11 protein-coding genes are annotated in these 15,070 nt (G+C 47.1%); 5 read left to right on the forward strand and 6 right to left on the reverse strand.

The window, feature by feature from the left end; all coding sequences use genetic code 11:
- Nucleotides 1-14: 14 nt before the first annotated feature.
- Nucleotides 15-353: a MerR family transcriptional regulator gene (locus E0E16_RS00355; protein ID WP_130828346.1), complete on the reverse strand. Its 339-nt coding sequence runs from the start codon at nucleotides 351-353 to the stop codon at nucleotides 15-17.
- A 197-nt stretch (nucleotides 354-550) separates the two neighbouring features.
- On the opposite strand from E0E16_RS00355, the gene alaS reads away from it, so the two are divergent.
- Both alaS and E0E16_RS00365 read left to right on the forward strand, forming a co-directional pair.
- Nucleotides 551-3,211, forward strand: a complete 2,661-nt coding sequence (gene alaS / locus E0E16_RS00360) for an alanine--tRNA ligase (RefSeq protein WP_130828347.1) — start codon at nucleotides 551-553, stop codon at nucleotides 3,209-3,211.
- 12 nt (nucleotides 3,212-3,223) lie between these two features.
- Nucleotides 3,224-3,412 (forward strand): hypothetical protein, encoded by a 189-nt coding sequence (locus E0E16_RS00365; RefSeq protein ID WP_130828348.1) that lies wholly within the window; start codon nucleotides 3,224-3,226, stop codon nucleotides 3,410-3,412.
- Nucleotides 3,413-3,829: 417 nt separating this feature from the next.
- On the opposite strand, the gene E0E16_RS00370 is transcribed toward E0E16_RS00365, so the two are convergent.
- The 5 genes from E0E16_RS00370 to E0E16_RS00390 form a co-directional block, all read right to left on the reverse strand.
- Complete coding sequence (locus tag E0E16_RS00370) at nucleotides 3,830-4,489, reverse strand: SprT-like domain-containing protein (protein WP_317131325.1); 660 nt, start codon at nucleotides 4,487-4,489, stop codon at nucleotides 3,830-3,832.
- The gene (locus E0E16_RS00375) at nucleotides 4,486-5,919 is read right to left on the reverse strand and encodes an ATP-dependent DNA helicase (RefSeq protein WP_130828349.1); all 1,434 of its coding nucleotides are present in this window, start codon (nucleotides 5,917-5,919) and stop codon (nucleotides 4,486-4,488) included. Before E0E16_RS00375 ends, E0E16_RS00370 begins: the two co-directional genes overlap by 4 nt.
- 157 nt (nucleotides 5,920-6,076) lie before the next feature.
- Nucleotides 6,077-7,048, reverse strand: a complete 972-nt coding sequence (locus E0E16_RS00380) for a S41 family peptidase (protein WP_376744085.1) — start codon at nucleotides 7,046-7,048, stop codon at nucleotides 6,077-6,079.
- 50 nt (nucleotides 7,049-7,098) lie between these two features.
- Nucleotides 7,099-7,878, reverse strand: a complete 780-nt coding sequence (locus tag E0E16_RS00385; RefSeq protein WP_130828417.1) for a DUF3316 domain-containing protein — start codon at nucleotides 7,876-7,878, stop codon at nucleotides 7,099-7,101.
- A gap of 64 nt (nucleotides 7,879-7,942) precedes the next feature.
- Nucleotides 7,943-10,696, reverse strand: a complete 2,754-nt coding sequence (locus E0E16_RS00390) for a DNA gyrase/topoisomerase IV subunit A (protein WP_130828351.1) — start codon at nucleotides 10,694-10,696, stop codon at nucleotides 7,943-7,945.
- 171 nt (nucleotides 10,697-10,867) lie between these two features.
- Between E0E16_RS00390 and E0E16_RS00395 the strand changes: the two genes are divergently transcribed.
- The 3 genes from E0E16_RS00395 (at nucleotide 10,868) to E0E16_RS00405 (ending at nucleotide 14,642) form a co-directional block, all read left to right on the forward strand.
- Complete coding sequence (locus tag E0E16_RS00395; protein WP_130828352.1) at nucleotides 10,868-12,412, forward strand: glycine--tRNA ligase; 1,545 nt, start codon at nucleotides 10,868-10,870, stop codon at nucleotides 12,410-12,412.
- Between the two features lie 16 nt (nucleotides 12,413-12,428).
- Nucleotides 12,429-13,091, forward strand: a complete 663-nt coding sequence (gene bamJ, locus E0E16_RS00400) for a BamJ family beta-barrel-assembly machinery protein (protein WP_130828353.1) — start codon at nucleotides 12,429-12,431, stop codon at nucleotides 13,089-13,091.
- Nucleotides 13,092-13,196: 105 nt separating this feature from the next.
- On the forward strand, nucleotides 13,197-14,642 hold the full coding sequence (locus E0E16_RS00405) for an MATE family efflux transporter (protein ID WP_130828354.1): 1,446 nt from the start codon (nucleotides 13,197-13,199) through the stop codon (nucleotides 14,640-14,642).
- Nucleotides 14,643-15,070: the final 428 nt, after the last annotated feature.

The following is a 15,070-nucleotide window of genomic DNA, read 5'->3' on the forward strand; positions in this document are numbered from 1 at the left end:
AACCGATGAAAAGCTTATACCAACCGATCCAATTGCAGCTTCAGTTCTTTCAGTTCGTCTCTCACGGAGATAAGTGTTTCCAACACCTTGCGACTTTTATCCGCTCCCTCCCTGTTTTCCCGTAACATCTTCCTCGCGGCAGCAATCTTAAACCCACGCACCTTCACCAAATTATAGATGACCTTAATCTGGTCGATATCTTTTTCCGTATATTGGCGCACCCTGTTTCCGGTAGTCTTCGGACGAAGATGCGGAAATTCTGTTTCCCAATATCTGAGCAAACTCTCCGTAACGTTCAGTTGTTGTGCCACTTCCTTGATGGAATAATATAGTTTTCGCGAATTTTCAGCCATAGTTTTTTATATTTTTATTAAACAGAAAGATATCGGCGATAATCGATGGCTCGCATCTTGCCATGCTTATTATTACCTATGCTTTTCAACGACTTGCAAATCCCAATATCAATCAATCAGCATTTCATTTGCAAAAATAGTGAAAAGTCAGTATCTTTGCAACACTTTTGAACGAATTTTATAAAATTAAGAATAAGATGATGACAGCTAACGAAATCCGCAACTCGTTTAAGAAATTCTTTGAAGCAAAGGGACACGTCATCGTACCGTCTGCCCCCATGGTAATAAAGGACGACCCTACACTGATGTTCACCAATGCCGGCATGAACCAATGGAAAGACGTCATACTCGGAACAAAAACACCGGAACCGCGCCGTCGCGCCGATTCGCAAAAGTGCCTGCGCGTAAGTGGTAAGCACAACGACTTGGAAGAGGTGGGACACGACACCTACCACCACACGATGTTCGAAATGCTCGGCAACTGGAGCTTCGGCGATTATTTTAAGCAGGATGCCATCAACTACGCATGGGAATTTCTTGTAGATGTGTTGGGGTTAAACCCCGCCGACCTTTATGTTACCGTCTTTGAGGGAAGTCCGGAAGAAAACATACCACGCGACAACGAAGCTGCAGAATTCTGGGCAAAGCATTTGCCGGAAGACCACATCATCAACGGAAACAAACACGACAACTTTTGGGAAATGGGAGATACCGGTCCTTGCGGTCCCTGCTCGGAAATACACATTGACTCGCGCAACGCTGAAGAAAAAGCCAAGCTACCCGGACGAGAGTTGGTAAACAAAGACAATCCGCAGGTAATAGAAATTTGGAACATTGTCTTCATGCAGTTCAATCGCAAAGCCGATGGATCGCTCGAACCATTGGCTATGAACGTCATTGACACCGGAATGGGGTTCGAGCGTTTGGTGCGCACACTGCAAGGCAAGAGTTCCAACTACGACACTGACGTGTTCCAGCCCATCATCAAGCAGATAGAACTACTAAGCGGGAAAAAATATGGTTTCACCGCTCCAACAGGCAAGAATGGTAAAGCTGCCAACGAACAGGAACGAATCGACATTGCCATGCGTGTGGTGGCAGACCATATGCGCGCTGTGGCGTTTGCCATTGCCGATGGACAGTTGCCGGGAAACGCGAAAGCAGGATATGTCATTCGCCGCATACTGCGTCGCGCCGTTCGCTATGGATACACATTCCTTGCACAGAAAGACGCGTTCATCTTCAAACTGCTCAACATCTTCATTCAGGAAATGGGCGATGCCTATCCCGAGCTTGTTGCCCAACGAGAGCTTATCGCCCGAGTGATAAAAGAGGAAGAGGATTCTTTCCTTCGCACACTCGATAAAGGCATTAATCTGCTCAATACGGCAATGGAAGAGATGGATAAACAGGGCAAAACCGAACTCGATGGAAAGGAAGCTTTCCGTCTGTTCGATACATACGGTTTTCCACTCGACCTCACAGAATTGATTTGCAGAGAGCACGGCTTCACAGTGGACGAGAATCAATTCAACGAGGAGATGGCGCAACAAAAAGCACGTGCCAGAAATGCCGCGGCAGTTGAGAACGGCGACTGGGTTGTCGTCAGAGAAGGTGAACAAGAGTTTGTGGGTTACGACTATACGGAGCACGATTGTCGCATTCTTCGCTATCGCAGAGTTACTCGGAAAAAGAGCAGTTTCTATGAGGTAGTGCTTGATAAAACTCCGTTCTACGGTGAGATGGGTGGACAGGTAGGCGACCAAGGTGTGCTCGTCAGTGAAACCGAAACCATTCATATTATCGACACTAAGCGCGAAAACAACCAAAGCATCCACATCATCAAGGAACTACCCAAGAACATCGAAGCCGATTTCATGGCTTGTGTGGATACCGATAAGCGCAACGCCAGTGCTGCCAACCACACTGCCACTCACTTGCTCGACTATGTCTTAAAACAAGTTTTGGGAGAACATGTGGAACAAAAGGGTTCTTACGTAAGTCCTGACACACTCCGTTTCGACTTCTCGCATTTCCAAAAAGTAAGCGATGAGGAATTAAGACAAGTGGAACGAATGGTGAACGACATGATTCGCCAAGACTTTCCACGCAACGAACATCGCGACACGCCCATTGAGGAGGCAAAGAAAATGGGTGCAGTGGCACTCTTCGGCGAAAAATACGGCGACAAGGTGCGCGTCATCGGCTTCGGACCAAGCTGCGAGTTCTGTGGCGGTATTCACGTGCCTTCTACGGGACGCATCGGACTCTTCAAAATCGTGAGCGAGAGTAGTGTTGCCGCGGGCGTTCGTCGCATAGAAGCCATGACGGGAAAGAACTGCGAAGAGGCGGTATATGTGCTGGAGGACACCTTGCGCGACCTAAAAGCGATGTTCAACAATGCCAAGGACTTGAGGACGGTAGTGCGCAAATACATTGAAGAACACGACACAATGAAGAAAGAGATGGAAAATTTCCGTCAGCAAACTGCCGATCGTGCGGCAAAGAGCCTCGTAGAGAAGGTTCGGAACGTGAATGGTATCAATGTCGTGAAGGCAGTCCTTCCCGTTGAGCCTGCGTCGGCTAAGGATATCGTATTCAAAGTGCGTGAGGCGATTCCCGAAAAGCTCGTCTGTGTGCTCGGCTCTGTTTACGATAACCGACCTCTTCTCTCGGTGATGCTCAGTGACGACATGGTGAAAGACCATGCGATGAATGCCGGAAAAATAATCCGTGAGGCTGCCAAGCTAATCAAAGGCGGTGGTGGTGGTCAGCCACATTATGCCCAAGCAGGTGGTAAGGATGCTGCCAACATCAATGCTGCGGTTGAAAAAGTCATTGAATTGGCGGAGCTGTAATTCATCAATCTCATGGATTCAACCTTCATTTTGGTTCTGATTGCCGTGTCGGTACTTATGGCTTTCCTGTACCGACGCAAGCAAAGAAAGGAGAAACAGATGGAATTGGATTTGGAAACGCTGACTGCCAAGAGCGATTGGGTCGGTGTTTCCAATATCCTTAAACGTCAAGTCTATACATGGGGGCGTTATTTTTGCTGACGATAGGTCTGTTGGTGCCCGGCATTGTTACCCATCACAAGGTGATTGTTGCAGCAATCACAACCGCTTTTATGGCTTAGTTTCATCAAAGCTAAGCTTTTGCTTTTTAAAAGGTAAGCTTTTGCAATGCAAAAGGTCATGAATTGAAGTGCAAAAGCTTACCTTTTAAAATCCAATTAATATCATATTGATTATCAACGAGTTACAAGACGATTCACCAACGCTGTTTTTGTCATGTGATTTCGTGGCGATGACAGGGCGAGTGTTCGGTGTCAAGAACCTGTTTTCCACAACCTGAATACGAATTGCTAACCTAAGAAAGTGTGCACCATATATGGTTAGAGAGAAAGGCATAAAGTTCTATGGTTTATGCGATGTTTCGTGAGATTTCTAAAAAATATTCAAAACACTATTGGATTACATCCGGGGAAATTCCAATGGTTTCATTCTGCCCATCATTTCCTGATAGAACGCTCTCGACACCTTACGTCCCCGAAGCGAACGAACACGGGGCATATTGAGAAAGAACGCATCCTGCGTCGTGAACCATGAATGGGAAGTAACGGAAGATATGCGTGAGATTGTCAGGGCAATCTCATGGGCAGACTTAGGATTTACCGAAGAGAGGTAACACGTGCCGTTATCCATTTCGATTGCCAACACAAGGCAAGTCGTTGGCTGTTTGTCAATGGTCGGTTCCATTCCTTTTGTTTTGGCAGATATGGTCAGATGGCGTCCGTATCGCTGGTTTATCTCTGCCATCATTGAGCGAAATACCTTCCCATGCGCCGAAGTGTCCTTTATTTCGTTGTAAGCGATATAATAATGAATCATCTCATGAATAATGACATCGTCTATTTCCTGCTGCGATTGTTTATAATAGGAGGAAATAGAAATTATGAAATCGTAGGGTTTTCTTTTTAGAAAGCCACGCTTGCACGACATCTGTCCAAGGCGGGTACGTGCCTTGGAGAGCTTTAATGTGGGCAGTGGCAGCCGCCCATCGAATATCAACCTGTTGTACTTCTCAAAAGCCAGCCTGATGTAATCCTGTGTCAATTCCATTGCTTCCATCATTCTTCCATTTGTTGTTTCGGCCAATTCACCAAGTAAAGATGTTCCGTTGCCCTTGTGAAAGCCGTATAAAGCCAATGGATGTAATCGGGATTAAGCATCTCGTCGGTCATATATCCTTGGTCAAGATAAATGTGCGCCCACTGTCCGCCCTGCGCCTTATGACAGGTTACCGCATATCCAAATTTTATCTGCATGGCATTGTAGTAATCATCTTCGCGAAGCCGTTTCATGCGGTCGGTTTTAAGTGGGACATCTGCATAATCTTCCATGACCTTGTTGAACAATCGGTCATTCTGTTCGCGCGTCAATGCCGGTGCCTCTGTAGTGAGCGTGTCCAAAACGACCACCGTGTCGATTTCCACCTGATTGTAATCCGGAAACTCCAATGTTATATCGGCAAAACGAAAACCATACAATTCCCTGAAATTATGTACACGACGCACCGTTCCCCTATCTCCGTTGGCGATAAAACCGCCTTCTATGTCCGACAGTTTGGAAGCGGTTGAAGGTTGCAAATACTTATTCTTCACCACCATGACCAAATCGCCGGTAGTCAGTTCTTCCTCGCGCCCCAAGACAGTGTTTCTTATGCCTTGATTATAAATATTCGCACGCTTGTTGGAACGAGTGATTACCATAGTCTCGTCCATTCCCACTGCCGAATAGCTCGAAGCAAGACTCTCTATAAGTTCATCGCCGGGTACAACGGAAACATCGGCAAAACCCGTGAGACGTATGCGGGGAAGTTGTGTTGCCTCGTCATGGGTAATCATTTCGCGAATGACGGTGGCATTCCAAAGAATACCGGAATCTTCACTTTGCCGCAACACTTCGTCCAAATCGCATTCATGGACGCGCAAACCGTAAGCACTCAACACATCAGCACGCAAAGCCGGACTCTCGTTCTCGCCTACCGGTGGCAGCTGTGCCTTGTCGCCTATCAACATCATTCTACAATTGTTTCCACCGTAAACGTATTGTATCAAATCATCGAGTAAACGCCCACTTCCAAAGAAGTTCGCACCGGTGGATAAACTTACCATCGAAGCCTCATCCACCATAAAGAGCGTGTTGGTGTGGAGATTTTGATTGAGCTGAAACTTACCATCTGCGCCATTGAAAGCTTTTTCGCGATAAATACGACGATGAATGGTGGATGCCGGCAAGCCTGCATTGAGCGAAAACACCTTAGCAGCACGTCCGGTGGGAGCCAACAGCGATACTTTCCATTGTAAAGCGCGAAGCGCGCGAACGATGGCTGCAGCCAAAGAAGTCTTGCCCGTACCGGCACTGCCTCGCAAAATCATGACGGCACGTTCGTCCCTATGGGTCATGAATCCGGCAAACGTCTGCAACGCATTGGATTGATCGGTAGTGGGCGTAAACTTAAACTCTTTTAAAATCCTATAAATCAGTTCGTCGTGTATCATTGATGATTGGAAAACACTGTCGCGAGAAAAAGCGAGTGATTAGGTTCTTTCCATAATAAATGGCAGAATGTAAGGAGGATAACTCTCCCATTGTGCTCTTTTTTTCTTTCCAAAAGTTGAGTTTGATGAGGAAGCAATGGTGCTGAAAATTACCAACCTACCGCATGAGTTTCCGGGCAAACTCTATGATGGTGTCTTTACCTCGGTGAAAATCTTCAGTTGTAAGAGCTACCTTGTAATCCGGTTCGATGCCGAACTCGGTGAGCCGTTTGTCCTTATCAAACATCGGGCAAGCCGAGAACCGCACGCTCCAACCGTTGGGCAATTCGCTCGTGAACGGCAATCCCGCTCCACCGCCTGTGCAATCGCCCACTGTTCGCACGTTCGGACAACACCGCATATATTTCACGAACTCATTGGCTGCCGAGAAGACGCTGCGGTTGGTCAGCACCACGACAGGCTTTTGCCATCGAATGCCTTTTCCCGGCTTCAGAATCTGCTCTTTCAGACCGGAGAAGTCATCGTGTCCTCTTCCCGTCTTGTGTTGTATGTAACCCACGAGCCGACTTTCATTCGTGAATCTTGCAGCCAACTCTTCAGCATTGGTGAGCGCACCTCCACCATTGTCGCGTATATCTATGATTATGCCTTTGCATGGTTGGAAAAACAGGAAGATATAGTCGAGGTTTCCCGCTCCCATGCCGTTCTGAAAACTTGAACAGCGCAGATAACCTATGTTATCGTCCAAAATGGTATAATCCATTCCACTGGCAATAAGATAATCAGTTTTGATGTATTTGCGGATGAGCGAATCGGAATAGTTCCGTGGATAATTCTCATGCCACGACCAATAGCGCGCTGTATTAAAAGAGGTGAAAAGATTCACGTGCCCATCCTTGAGTTCCGAGAGCATATCTGCCATCACCTCGAATTGCTGACTCTCTGTCATTCCGTTGTGAAACTTCCGTGTGTAGCGTTTATGAATCTCATTCCAGTCAATACCTTTTTGACTGAAAAAGCAATAGTGCTCATCAAGAATCTTCCATAGTGCTTCGAAGTTACCTTGCGGATCATCTGGAAAATCATCGTTGGTAACACAGGAAGTAAACGAAATGGTCGTCAATAACATGCATACGACTACCACAGAATAACTCAATAAGAATTTAGGACAGATAAGTTTCATGGCAGATACTTTGTGATTGAAAATTTTCTTACGATACCAATGACAAAAAGATGGCTCCATGTATGATAACGCAATTCATTTACCTTGGCTTGTTGGATGTCGCCGAGATAGCCAAATCGCACGGTTGTGTGGCGTATCGTAAAATCGAAAGTGAGCGATTGACGTAGCGAGGGAGTGGCAAAAAAGGTGGTTGGGACCACATTGTGGTCGTAATCGCCCCTTGAGAATATTTCGTAATAACTCTGTCCGTAGTTCGGTGAAAACATCACGCCCACGAGGGGAACTTGTGCTTCATAGCGAATTTGGAACGGATGGCTTCTGATACGGAACGCATAGGCTGCCGAAAGGCGAGGCGCGAGATTAAGTCCCAAATAGGCTTGTGCCGGATTATTGCCGTTGCGAGTGTTGTAAAGGAAGCCCATACCGGCATCAATGCCACCACCGGCCTTCAGCAGTAGTCGCCCATTGCCCACGCGGATGTTTTCCAGTTCGTAGAGCACACTGTATTGAAAATTATAAAGTCCCCCCAGTTCGTTGCAGTTGTCAGCACGGTTTCGAGTATAGGCAAGACGCGCTTGATGGATAATATCGCGCGAGAGTTTTGTCTTGTTTTCGCGTATGGTATGAGAAATGTAACGCAGCTCAGTTCCGGTATATTCCTCCGGTGAAAGATAAGTATCCAATTGATTGACATATCCAACGCCTATCATTTGCGAATTGGTTATTATCTTATCGGTGTGCAGTGTATCTTGAGCCTGACAGGGTAAGAATGACATTGCCACTAACCAACCGGTAGTGATGATAACGACTCGTTTTATCCATTCTTCGGTTCTTTGATATTTATTCATCGGGGAATAAGTTTAATTGTCCGGTAATCTCGTCTATCACCTGCTGCTTGCTCTTTCGCGCATCCGGATCGAGGTTTTCCTCTTCTGCTTTGAGCGACTCTTCATCCTGTGCACGTTCTTCGCCGTCACTGTCATCGTCTTCCGGTTCCGGAAAGCGCAGTGGCTCCAGTTCTTTTATCTTCGCAATATCATAGGTCGATATGCGCTTTCCTTTCGCCTTAAAACCTTTTACGCCCACAAAGCCCTCGGCGTCTATCTCTTCCACGCCTCTGCCGGCATCCTCACCACCATAGTTTACCTCAATGCGTGGGAACACTTGATCGGACAACAACACGAGTTGGGAGTTGGGGTTATCGCCAACAAAACTTTGATGCCGCTTCGTTGCTTCCATTTGAAAACGCTTCAAATAAGGATAACCTTGATTATCTGCATCATAAACCACCGCTGTCCATACCTTATCGGCATCAAATTTCTCCAAACGCATGATGTTATCTTCGTAATGGTTGGCGGCATCGAAGTCGGTAATGTAGAAATCTCCGTTATCCAAAACAACGAGAATACGGTCGCTATCGTTAAATTCTCCGAGCAATCGCCCTTGTTCCTCATAGTTGATGCGATTCACGTCAGGATCGAACCACACCTTTCTTCCACCGAGCGTGGAATGTCCGCGACTCTTCAGCGATATTCGGTGAATGTTTTCTTTCGTCAATATGTTTCCCCTTGCCGCCTTTCCTTTTATAAGTATTTCAGAGAACTTTCGCTCAAGGAAAATACTCTTTCGCTTGTCGTTAGCCATGGGCGCAAGTGTAATTTTAATTACTTCTGCTTCACCATTGGGATTGGCTGTGAAGTAGAGCACCTTCGACCCGGGTGTTCCCATTGTGAGGTCGTATTCCCTATCTCGGCTGACGGAAGTTACGTTGAAACGCTTGATATAGTTGATTCCATCGGCACCATCGCGATAGACCACGTTGTAAATAGTTCGTTTGTCGTTCTTCTTGAACACGCGGACATGAAGCACCCCTTTGCCTACGAACACCTTGTCGGCAATGTGTATGACTTTGTATTTTCCGTCTTTGTAGAAGATGATGACATCGTCGAGATCTGAACAATTCTGCACGAACTCGGCTTTTTTCAGTCCGGTACCAATAAATCCTCCCTTGCGGTCGATATAGAGTTTTTCGTTCGCTTCCACCACTTTCGCAGCGACAATAGTCTCAAAGTTCTTTATCTCCGTTTTGCGGAGGAAGTCCTTCCCATATTTCCCTTTCAGGTGTTTGAACCACTCTATGGTAACGCGCACCATTTCGCTGAGGTCTTTCTCTATATCGGCTATCTCGGCTTTTATCTTCCGGATGAGTTCATCTGCCTTATCCTTATTGAACTTCAGGATACGTTGCATTTTTATTTCCAATAGTCGCAGGATATCATCACGAGTAATCTCTCGGATGAACGTTTCTTTGTAAGGTTCCAATTTGGAATCTACGAAAGCCACCACGTCATCTATGTTCTTTGCCGTCTCAAACTTCCGTTCCTTGTAAATGCGCTCCTCAATGAAGATGCGTTCCAACGAACTGAAGAAGAGTTGTTCTTCGAGTTCCGCCTTGCGTATTTCCAACTCGCGTTGCAAAAGTGCTTTCGTATGCTCCACCGAATATCGAAGCACGTCCGATATGGTCAGGAACTGTGGCTTGCGATCAGCTATCACGCAACAGTTGGGCGAAAGGTTCACTTCGCAGTCGGTAAAGGCATAGAGCGCGTCCATAGTTTTGTCGCTCGACGTGCCCGGCGTGAGGTGCAACTGTATTTCCACTTCCGATGCCGTCATATCCTCAACCTTACGAATTTTCAGTTTTCCCTTCTCCACCGCTTTCGTAATAGAGTCTTGCAGTGTGCCTGCCGTCTTGGTGAAAGGCACCTCTCGAATGATCAGGGTCTTGTTATCCAACTTCTCTATCTTGGCACGCACCTTGAGCGAACCGCCCCTTTGTCCGTCGTTATATTTGGAGACATCAATGCTTCCGCCAGTGGGGAAGTCTGGATAGAGGTGAAATTCTTTGCCTTTGAGATATTTTATGGCTGCATCGCATATCTCGTTGAGGTTGTGTGGGAGTATTTTCGATGATAATCCCACCGCTATTCCTTCTGCCCCTTGCGCAAGAAGGAGCGGAAATTTTACGGGCAACGTTACCGGTTCTTTGTTTCTTCCATCGTAAGACTGTTGCCATTCGGTAGTCTTGGGGTTAAACACTGTTTCCAAGGCGAATTTCGACAGTCTTGATTCAATGTAGCGAGAGGCCGCCGCACGATCGCCGGTAAAGATGTTTCCCCAGTTTCCCTGTGTATCGATGAGCAGATTTTTCTGTCCCATCTGCACGAGAGCATCGGCAATGGAAGCATCACCGTGAGGATGAAACTGCATGGTATGTCCTACGATGTTTGCCACTTTGTTATAGCGTCCGTCATCCATACGCTTCATTGAGTGAAGGATGCGTCGCTGCACGGGTTTCAGTCCATCTTCGATGTGTGGCACGGCACGTTCGAGAATAACGTAACTGGCATAGTCCAAGAACCAGTTTTTGTACATTCCCGATAGGTGTCTCACGGCGGAAGCATCAAACCTATCCACCGGCTTATAATCGGAATGTTTCTCTTCGCCTGTTTCCGGTTCTTCGGTATCAAGGTTTTCTTGTTCCGTTGTCAATTCTTCTTCCTCTTGGTTGTCTTTTATTCTATCGTCGTCCATAAACTATGGGGTGTCATTTTTAAGGTTCAAAGGTACGAAAAAAAACGCAAACAAAAGATAAGTAAGCTCAAAAGGTTGAAACTTTCACTGCTTTTCGTTCATTTATTCCGCTAAAAAGCAGTATCTTTGCGACAACTTTTCCAATAAGATACAATAAGAAATAATAGAAATATGGCACAAGAAGATGTTTTCAAAAAGATAGTAAGTCATTGCAAGGAATATGGCTTTGTCTTTCCAAGCAGTGATATTTACGATGGTCTCGCGGCGGTTTACGACTACGGACAGAATGGCGTAGAACTGAAAAACAACATTAAACGGTATTGGTGGCAATCCATGGTGTTGCTGCACAACAATGTCGTGGGTATCGACTCGTCCATCTTCATGCACCCTACCGTTTGGAAAGCCAGTGGACACGTCGATGCATTCAACGACCCGTTGATTGACAACCGTGACTCAAAGAAACGCTATCGTGCCGATGTGCTGATAGAAGACCAGCTCGGAAAATATGAGGAAAAGATCGAAAAGGAAGTTGCTAAGGCTGCCAAGAAATTCGGCGACGCCTTCGATGAAGCGAAATTCCGCGCCACCAATCCTCGCATTTTGGAGAATCAGCGCAAGCACGATGACCTTCACGCTCGCTTTGCGGCAGCGATGGAGGCCACTGACCTTGAAGGTCTGAAACAGATTATTCTCGACGAGGGCATCGTTGATCCCATTAGCGGAACAAAGAACTGGACCGACGTGCGCCAATTCAACCTCATGTTCTCCACCGAAATTGGCGCATCTTCCGATTCTGCAAGTAAGATTTATCTCCGTCCGGAGACGGCACAGGGCATATTCGTTAACTTCCTCAACGTTCAAAAGACCGGACGCATGAAGCTACCGTTTGGTATCGCACAGATAGGAAAGGCTTTCCGCAACGAGATTGTAGCCCGCCAGTTCGTGTTCCGTATGCGTGAGTTCGAGCAAATGGAGATGCAGTTCTTCTGTCAGCCAGGAACGGAGATGGAATGGTTCAATTATTGGAAACAGCACCGCCTTGCTTGGCATCAGGCACTCGGCATGGGCAACGAGAACTATCGCTACCACGACCACGAAAAGTTAGCGCACTATGCCAATGCGGCAACCGACATAGAGTTCCACATGCCGTTCGGCTTCAAGGAAGTGGAGGGAATCCACTCCCGTACCGACTTCGACTTGTCGCAACACGAGAAATTCTCCGGTCGTCAGGTGAAGTATTTCGATCCCGAACGCAACGAGAATTACACCCCTTACGTAGTGGAGACCTCCATAGGCGTAGATAGAATGTTCCTTTCGGTGATGTGCCACAGCTACGAAGAAGAGCAATTGGAAAATGGGTCTTCACGCGTTGTGCTCAAATTGCCTGAACCTCTCGCTCCAATCAAGTGTGCCGTGTTGCCGTTGGTGAACAAAGACGGGCTGCCTGAGAAGGCACAGGAAATCGTGAACGACCTGAAGTTTCATTTCAACACCACGATTGAGGCCAAGGACTCCATCGGCAAGCGTTATCGCCGTCAGGATGCCATTGGCACACCTTTCTGTGTGACCGTCGATGGCGACTCGCTGACCGACAACAGCGTAACCTTGCGCTATCGCGATTCTATGAAACAGGAACGCGTGCCTGTGGCAAAGCTCCGCGAAATCATAGAGGACAGAGTTTCGCTCACCTCCCTGTTAAAGAAACTGGATGTATAATTTCTATCTATCAAATATGTATTCACTCAATCAAATAAAAGCCAGCTTACGGCATTCGTTGCTCACAGGCTTTGTCATGCTTGGACTGATGCTTTCGGCAGGGCTGCTGACGTCATGTACCGAGGACAACAACGAAGTAGAGGAGTTTGCCGACTGGAAAGCCGTCAATGACAAGTATTGGACCAATCTTTACATCGAGACGAAGCAGAAGATAGCCAATGGCGATACGTCGTGGAAGATAATCCTCAACTATTCCTATCAGAACCAAGTTCACAATGCCGACGGAATGCAAACTTACGCTCCCGAAAAGCATATCATTGTCCATGAATTGGAAAAGGGCAAAGGTGCCGGAGTGCCATTGTTCACCGACTCTGTTCATGTCCATTATCAAGGGAGGTTGCTGCCTTCCACAACTTATACTTCAGGATTGATCTTTGATAGCTCTTGGGGATTTACAGATTTCAATGCGAAGACAGCGCGTCCGGCGCAGATGCGTGTCAGCAAGGTTGTTGATGGCTTTGCCACTGCACTTCAAAACATGCATATTGGCGACCACTGGGTGGTTTACGTTCCTTACCAACTTGGTTATGGCAATCGTGAAGTCAAAGGGATTCCGATTTATTCTAACCTGATTTTCGATTTGCGGTTGCATTCGTACTACAGAGCAAACAACAAATAATCGTTCTCACCCCTTTTTTCGTCTTTATTCTCCTTATGGCAATCTGGCTATTTGGGGAATAAAGGTGAGAAAAGGGGTGAACATTTTTAGCGCCCTACTTTCCTGATGATATTCAGCAAGACAGTTACCGATTCTCTGTTGGCTAAGATAAGGAGTGGCGAGGCTATGACAACGGGTGAGAAACTGAATCTCATCGTCCAGCTGAGCATTCCTTCCATCCTTGCTCAGGTTACGACCGTGCTGATGTTCTATATCGATGCCTCGATGGTGGGTTCGCTTGGGGCAGAGGCATCGGCATCGATCGGCCTTGTCGAACCAGCCACGTGGCTCTTCGGTTCGTTGGTGGCAGCCGGAGGTATGGGCTTTTCCGTACAGGCAGCCCACTTCATCGGTGCCAACGACTTTGAGAAGGCTCGTGCCGTGATGCGCCACGGCTACATCTTCGGTCTGGCTTTCAGTCTGATTCTGATGTCTGTAGCAGCCCTGATTTCAGGTTTCTTGCCCCGTTGGTTGGGCGGTGGCGCCGATATTCAGCACGATGCCTCGATGTATTTTCTCATTTTCTCCTTCGCAGTTCCCATTCATTTGGTGGAATACCTTTCCGCCGCCATGCTGAAGGTCTCCGGCGATATGCGTCACCCCAGTTTCATTGCTGTGTTGATGTGTGTTTTCGATGTCATTTTCAACTTTATCTTAATTTTTCCGACCCGTGTTCTCCATGTCTTTGGTGTTGAATTCGAGATGTTCGGTTTTGGTCTGGGCGTTGAGGGCGCAGCCCTTGGCACGCTGTTGGCTTTCGTATCAGCAGCGATTCCTTTGGTCTATTTCGCCATTTTCCGTAGTCCCATCCTCGCTTGGAAGTTAGATACCCATCGGTTTGTTTGGGTGTGGGATTATATTCGGAATGCCATTGCGATTGGTGCGCCCATGGCGTTGCAATATTTGCTGATGAACGGTGCGCAGGTGATATCTACTATGATTGTGGCACCTCTTGGTAACTTTGCCATTGCTGCCAATTCGTTTGCCGTCACTGCCGAAAGTCTTTGCTATATGCCGGGTTACGGTATCGGCGAGGCTGCCACGACGTTGGTCGGACAGAGTGTAGGCGCACGGCGCAGGGAGCTTTGCAAGAGCTTTGCCCACATGACGGTGTTCCTTGGCATGGGAGTCATGGCTGTTATGGGCGCTGTGATGTATGTCTTCGCACCTGAAATGATTGGCATGCTTTCGCCTGTTCAGGAAATTCGTGAGCTGGGAGTTGCCGTTCTTCGCATTGAGGCTTTCGCTGAGCCATTCTTTGCTGCTGCCATCGTCTCATACAGCGTTTGCATTGGAGCAGGCGACACGTTCAAGCCCTCGCTCATCAATCTCGGTTCGATGTGGCTGGTGCGTCTCACCTTGGCCTATGCCCTCGCCTCCTCCTACGGACTTCGTGGCGTTTGGTTCGCCATGGCGGTTGAGCTAACCTTCCGTGGCAGCATGTTCCTTGTCCGCATCTTCCGTGGCAGCTGGCTGAAACATATCGCGGTGCCGGTTCATGAGAAGGTATAGGGTGGAAGAAGAAGTGTCAGTGGCATAACAAAGCGGTCGGTTATCTTGGGTAATAATCGACCGCTTTGCATTTGCAATCCGTTTCATGTCTTTTCGGAGCGAACTTGTTTCTGCGGCGAAGAAAAACTCTCCCTCGTTCTTCTCGCTTTAGAAGTCATATTCAAATGGCACTTTTATTATCTTTTTCGACAGATGCATAACAAACTCAAAGGAGTGTTTCCCCGCTTTCTCCGGCTTTTTATGGTACTGTCCTATAAAAGTGTGTAAGCTCCTTTTTTCTTATCTTTGTATTTGTAAACCATAAAAAAGAAAAAAATGAAACTTACACATTCGCAAATTTCGGAAATTATTTCGAATTACACAAGCAGCAGCGAGGGTTTTGTTACCCTTCAGTCATTAATCATGAACTCCCTGATGTATCATGAACG

It is taken from the genome of Prevotella rectalis, assembly GCF_900607215.1.
GTDB classification, from domain to species: Bacteria; Bacteroidota; Bacteroidia; order Bacteroidales; family Bacteroidaceae; genus Prevotella; species Prevotella brunnea.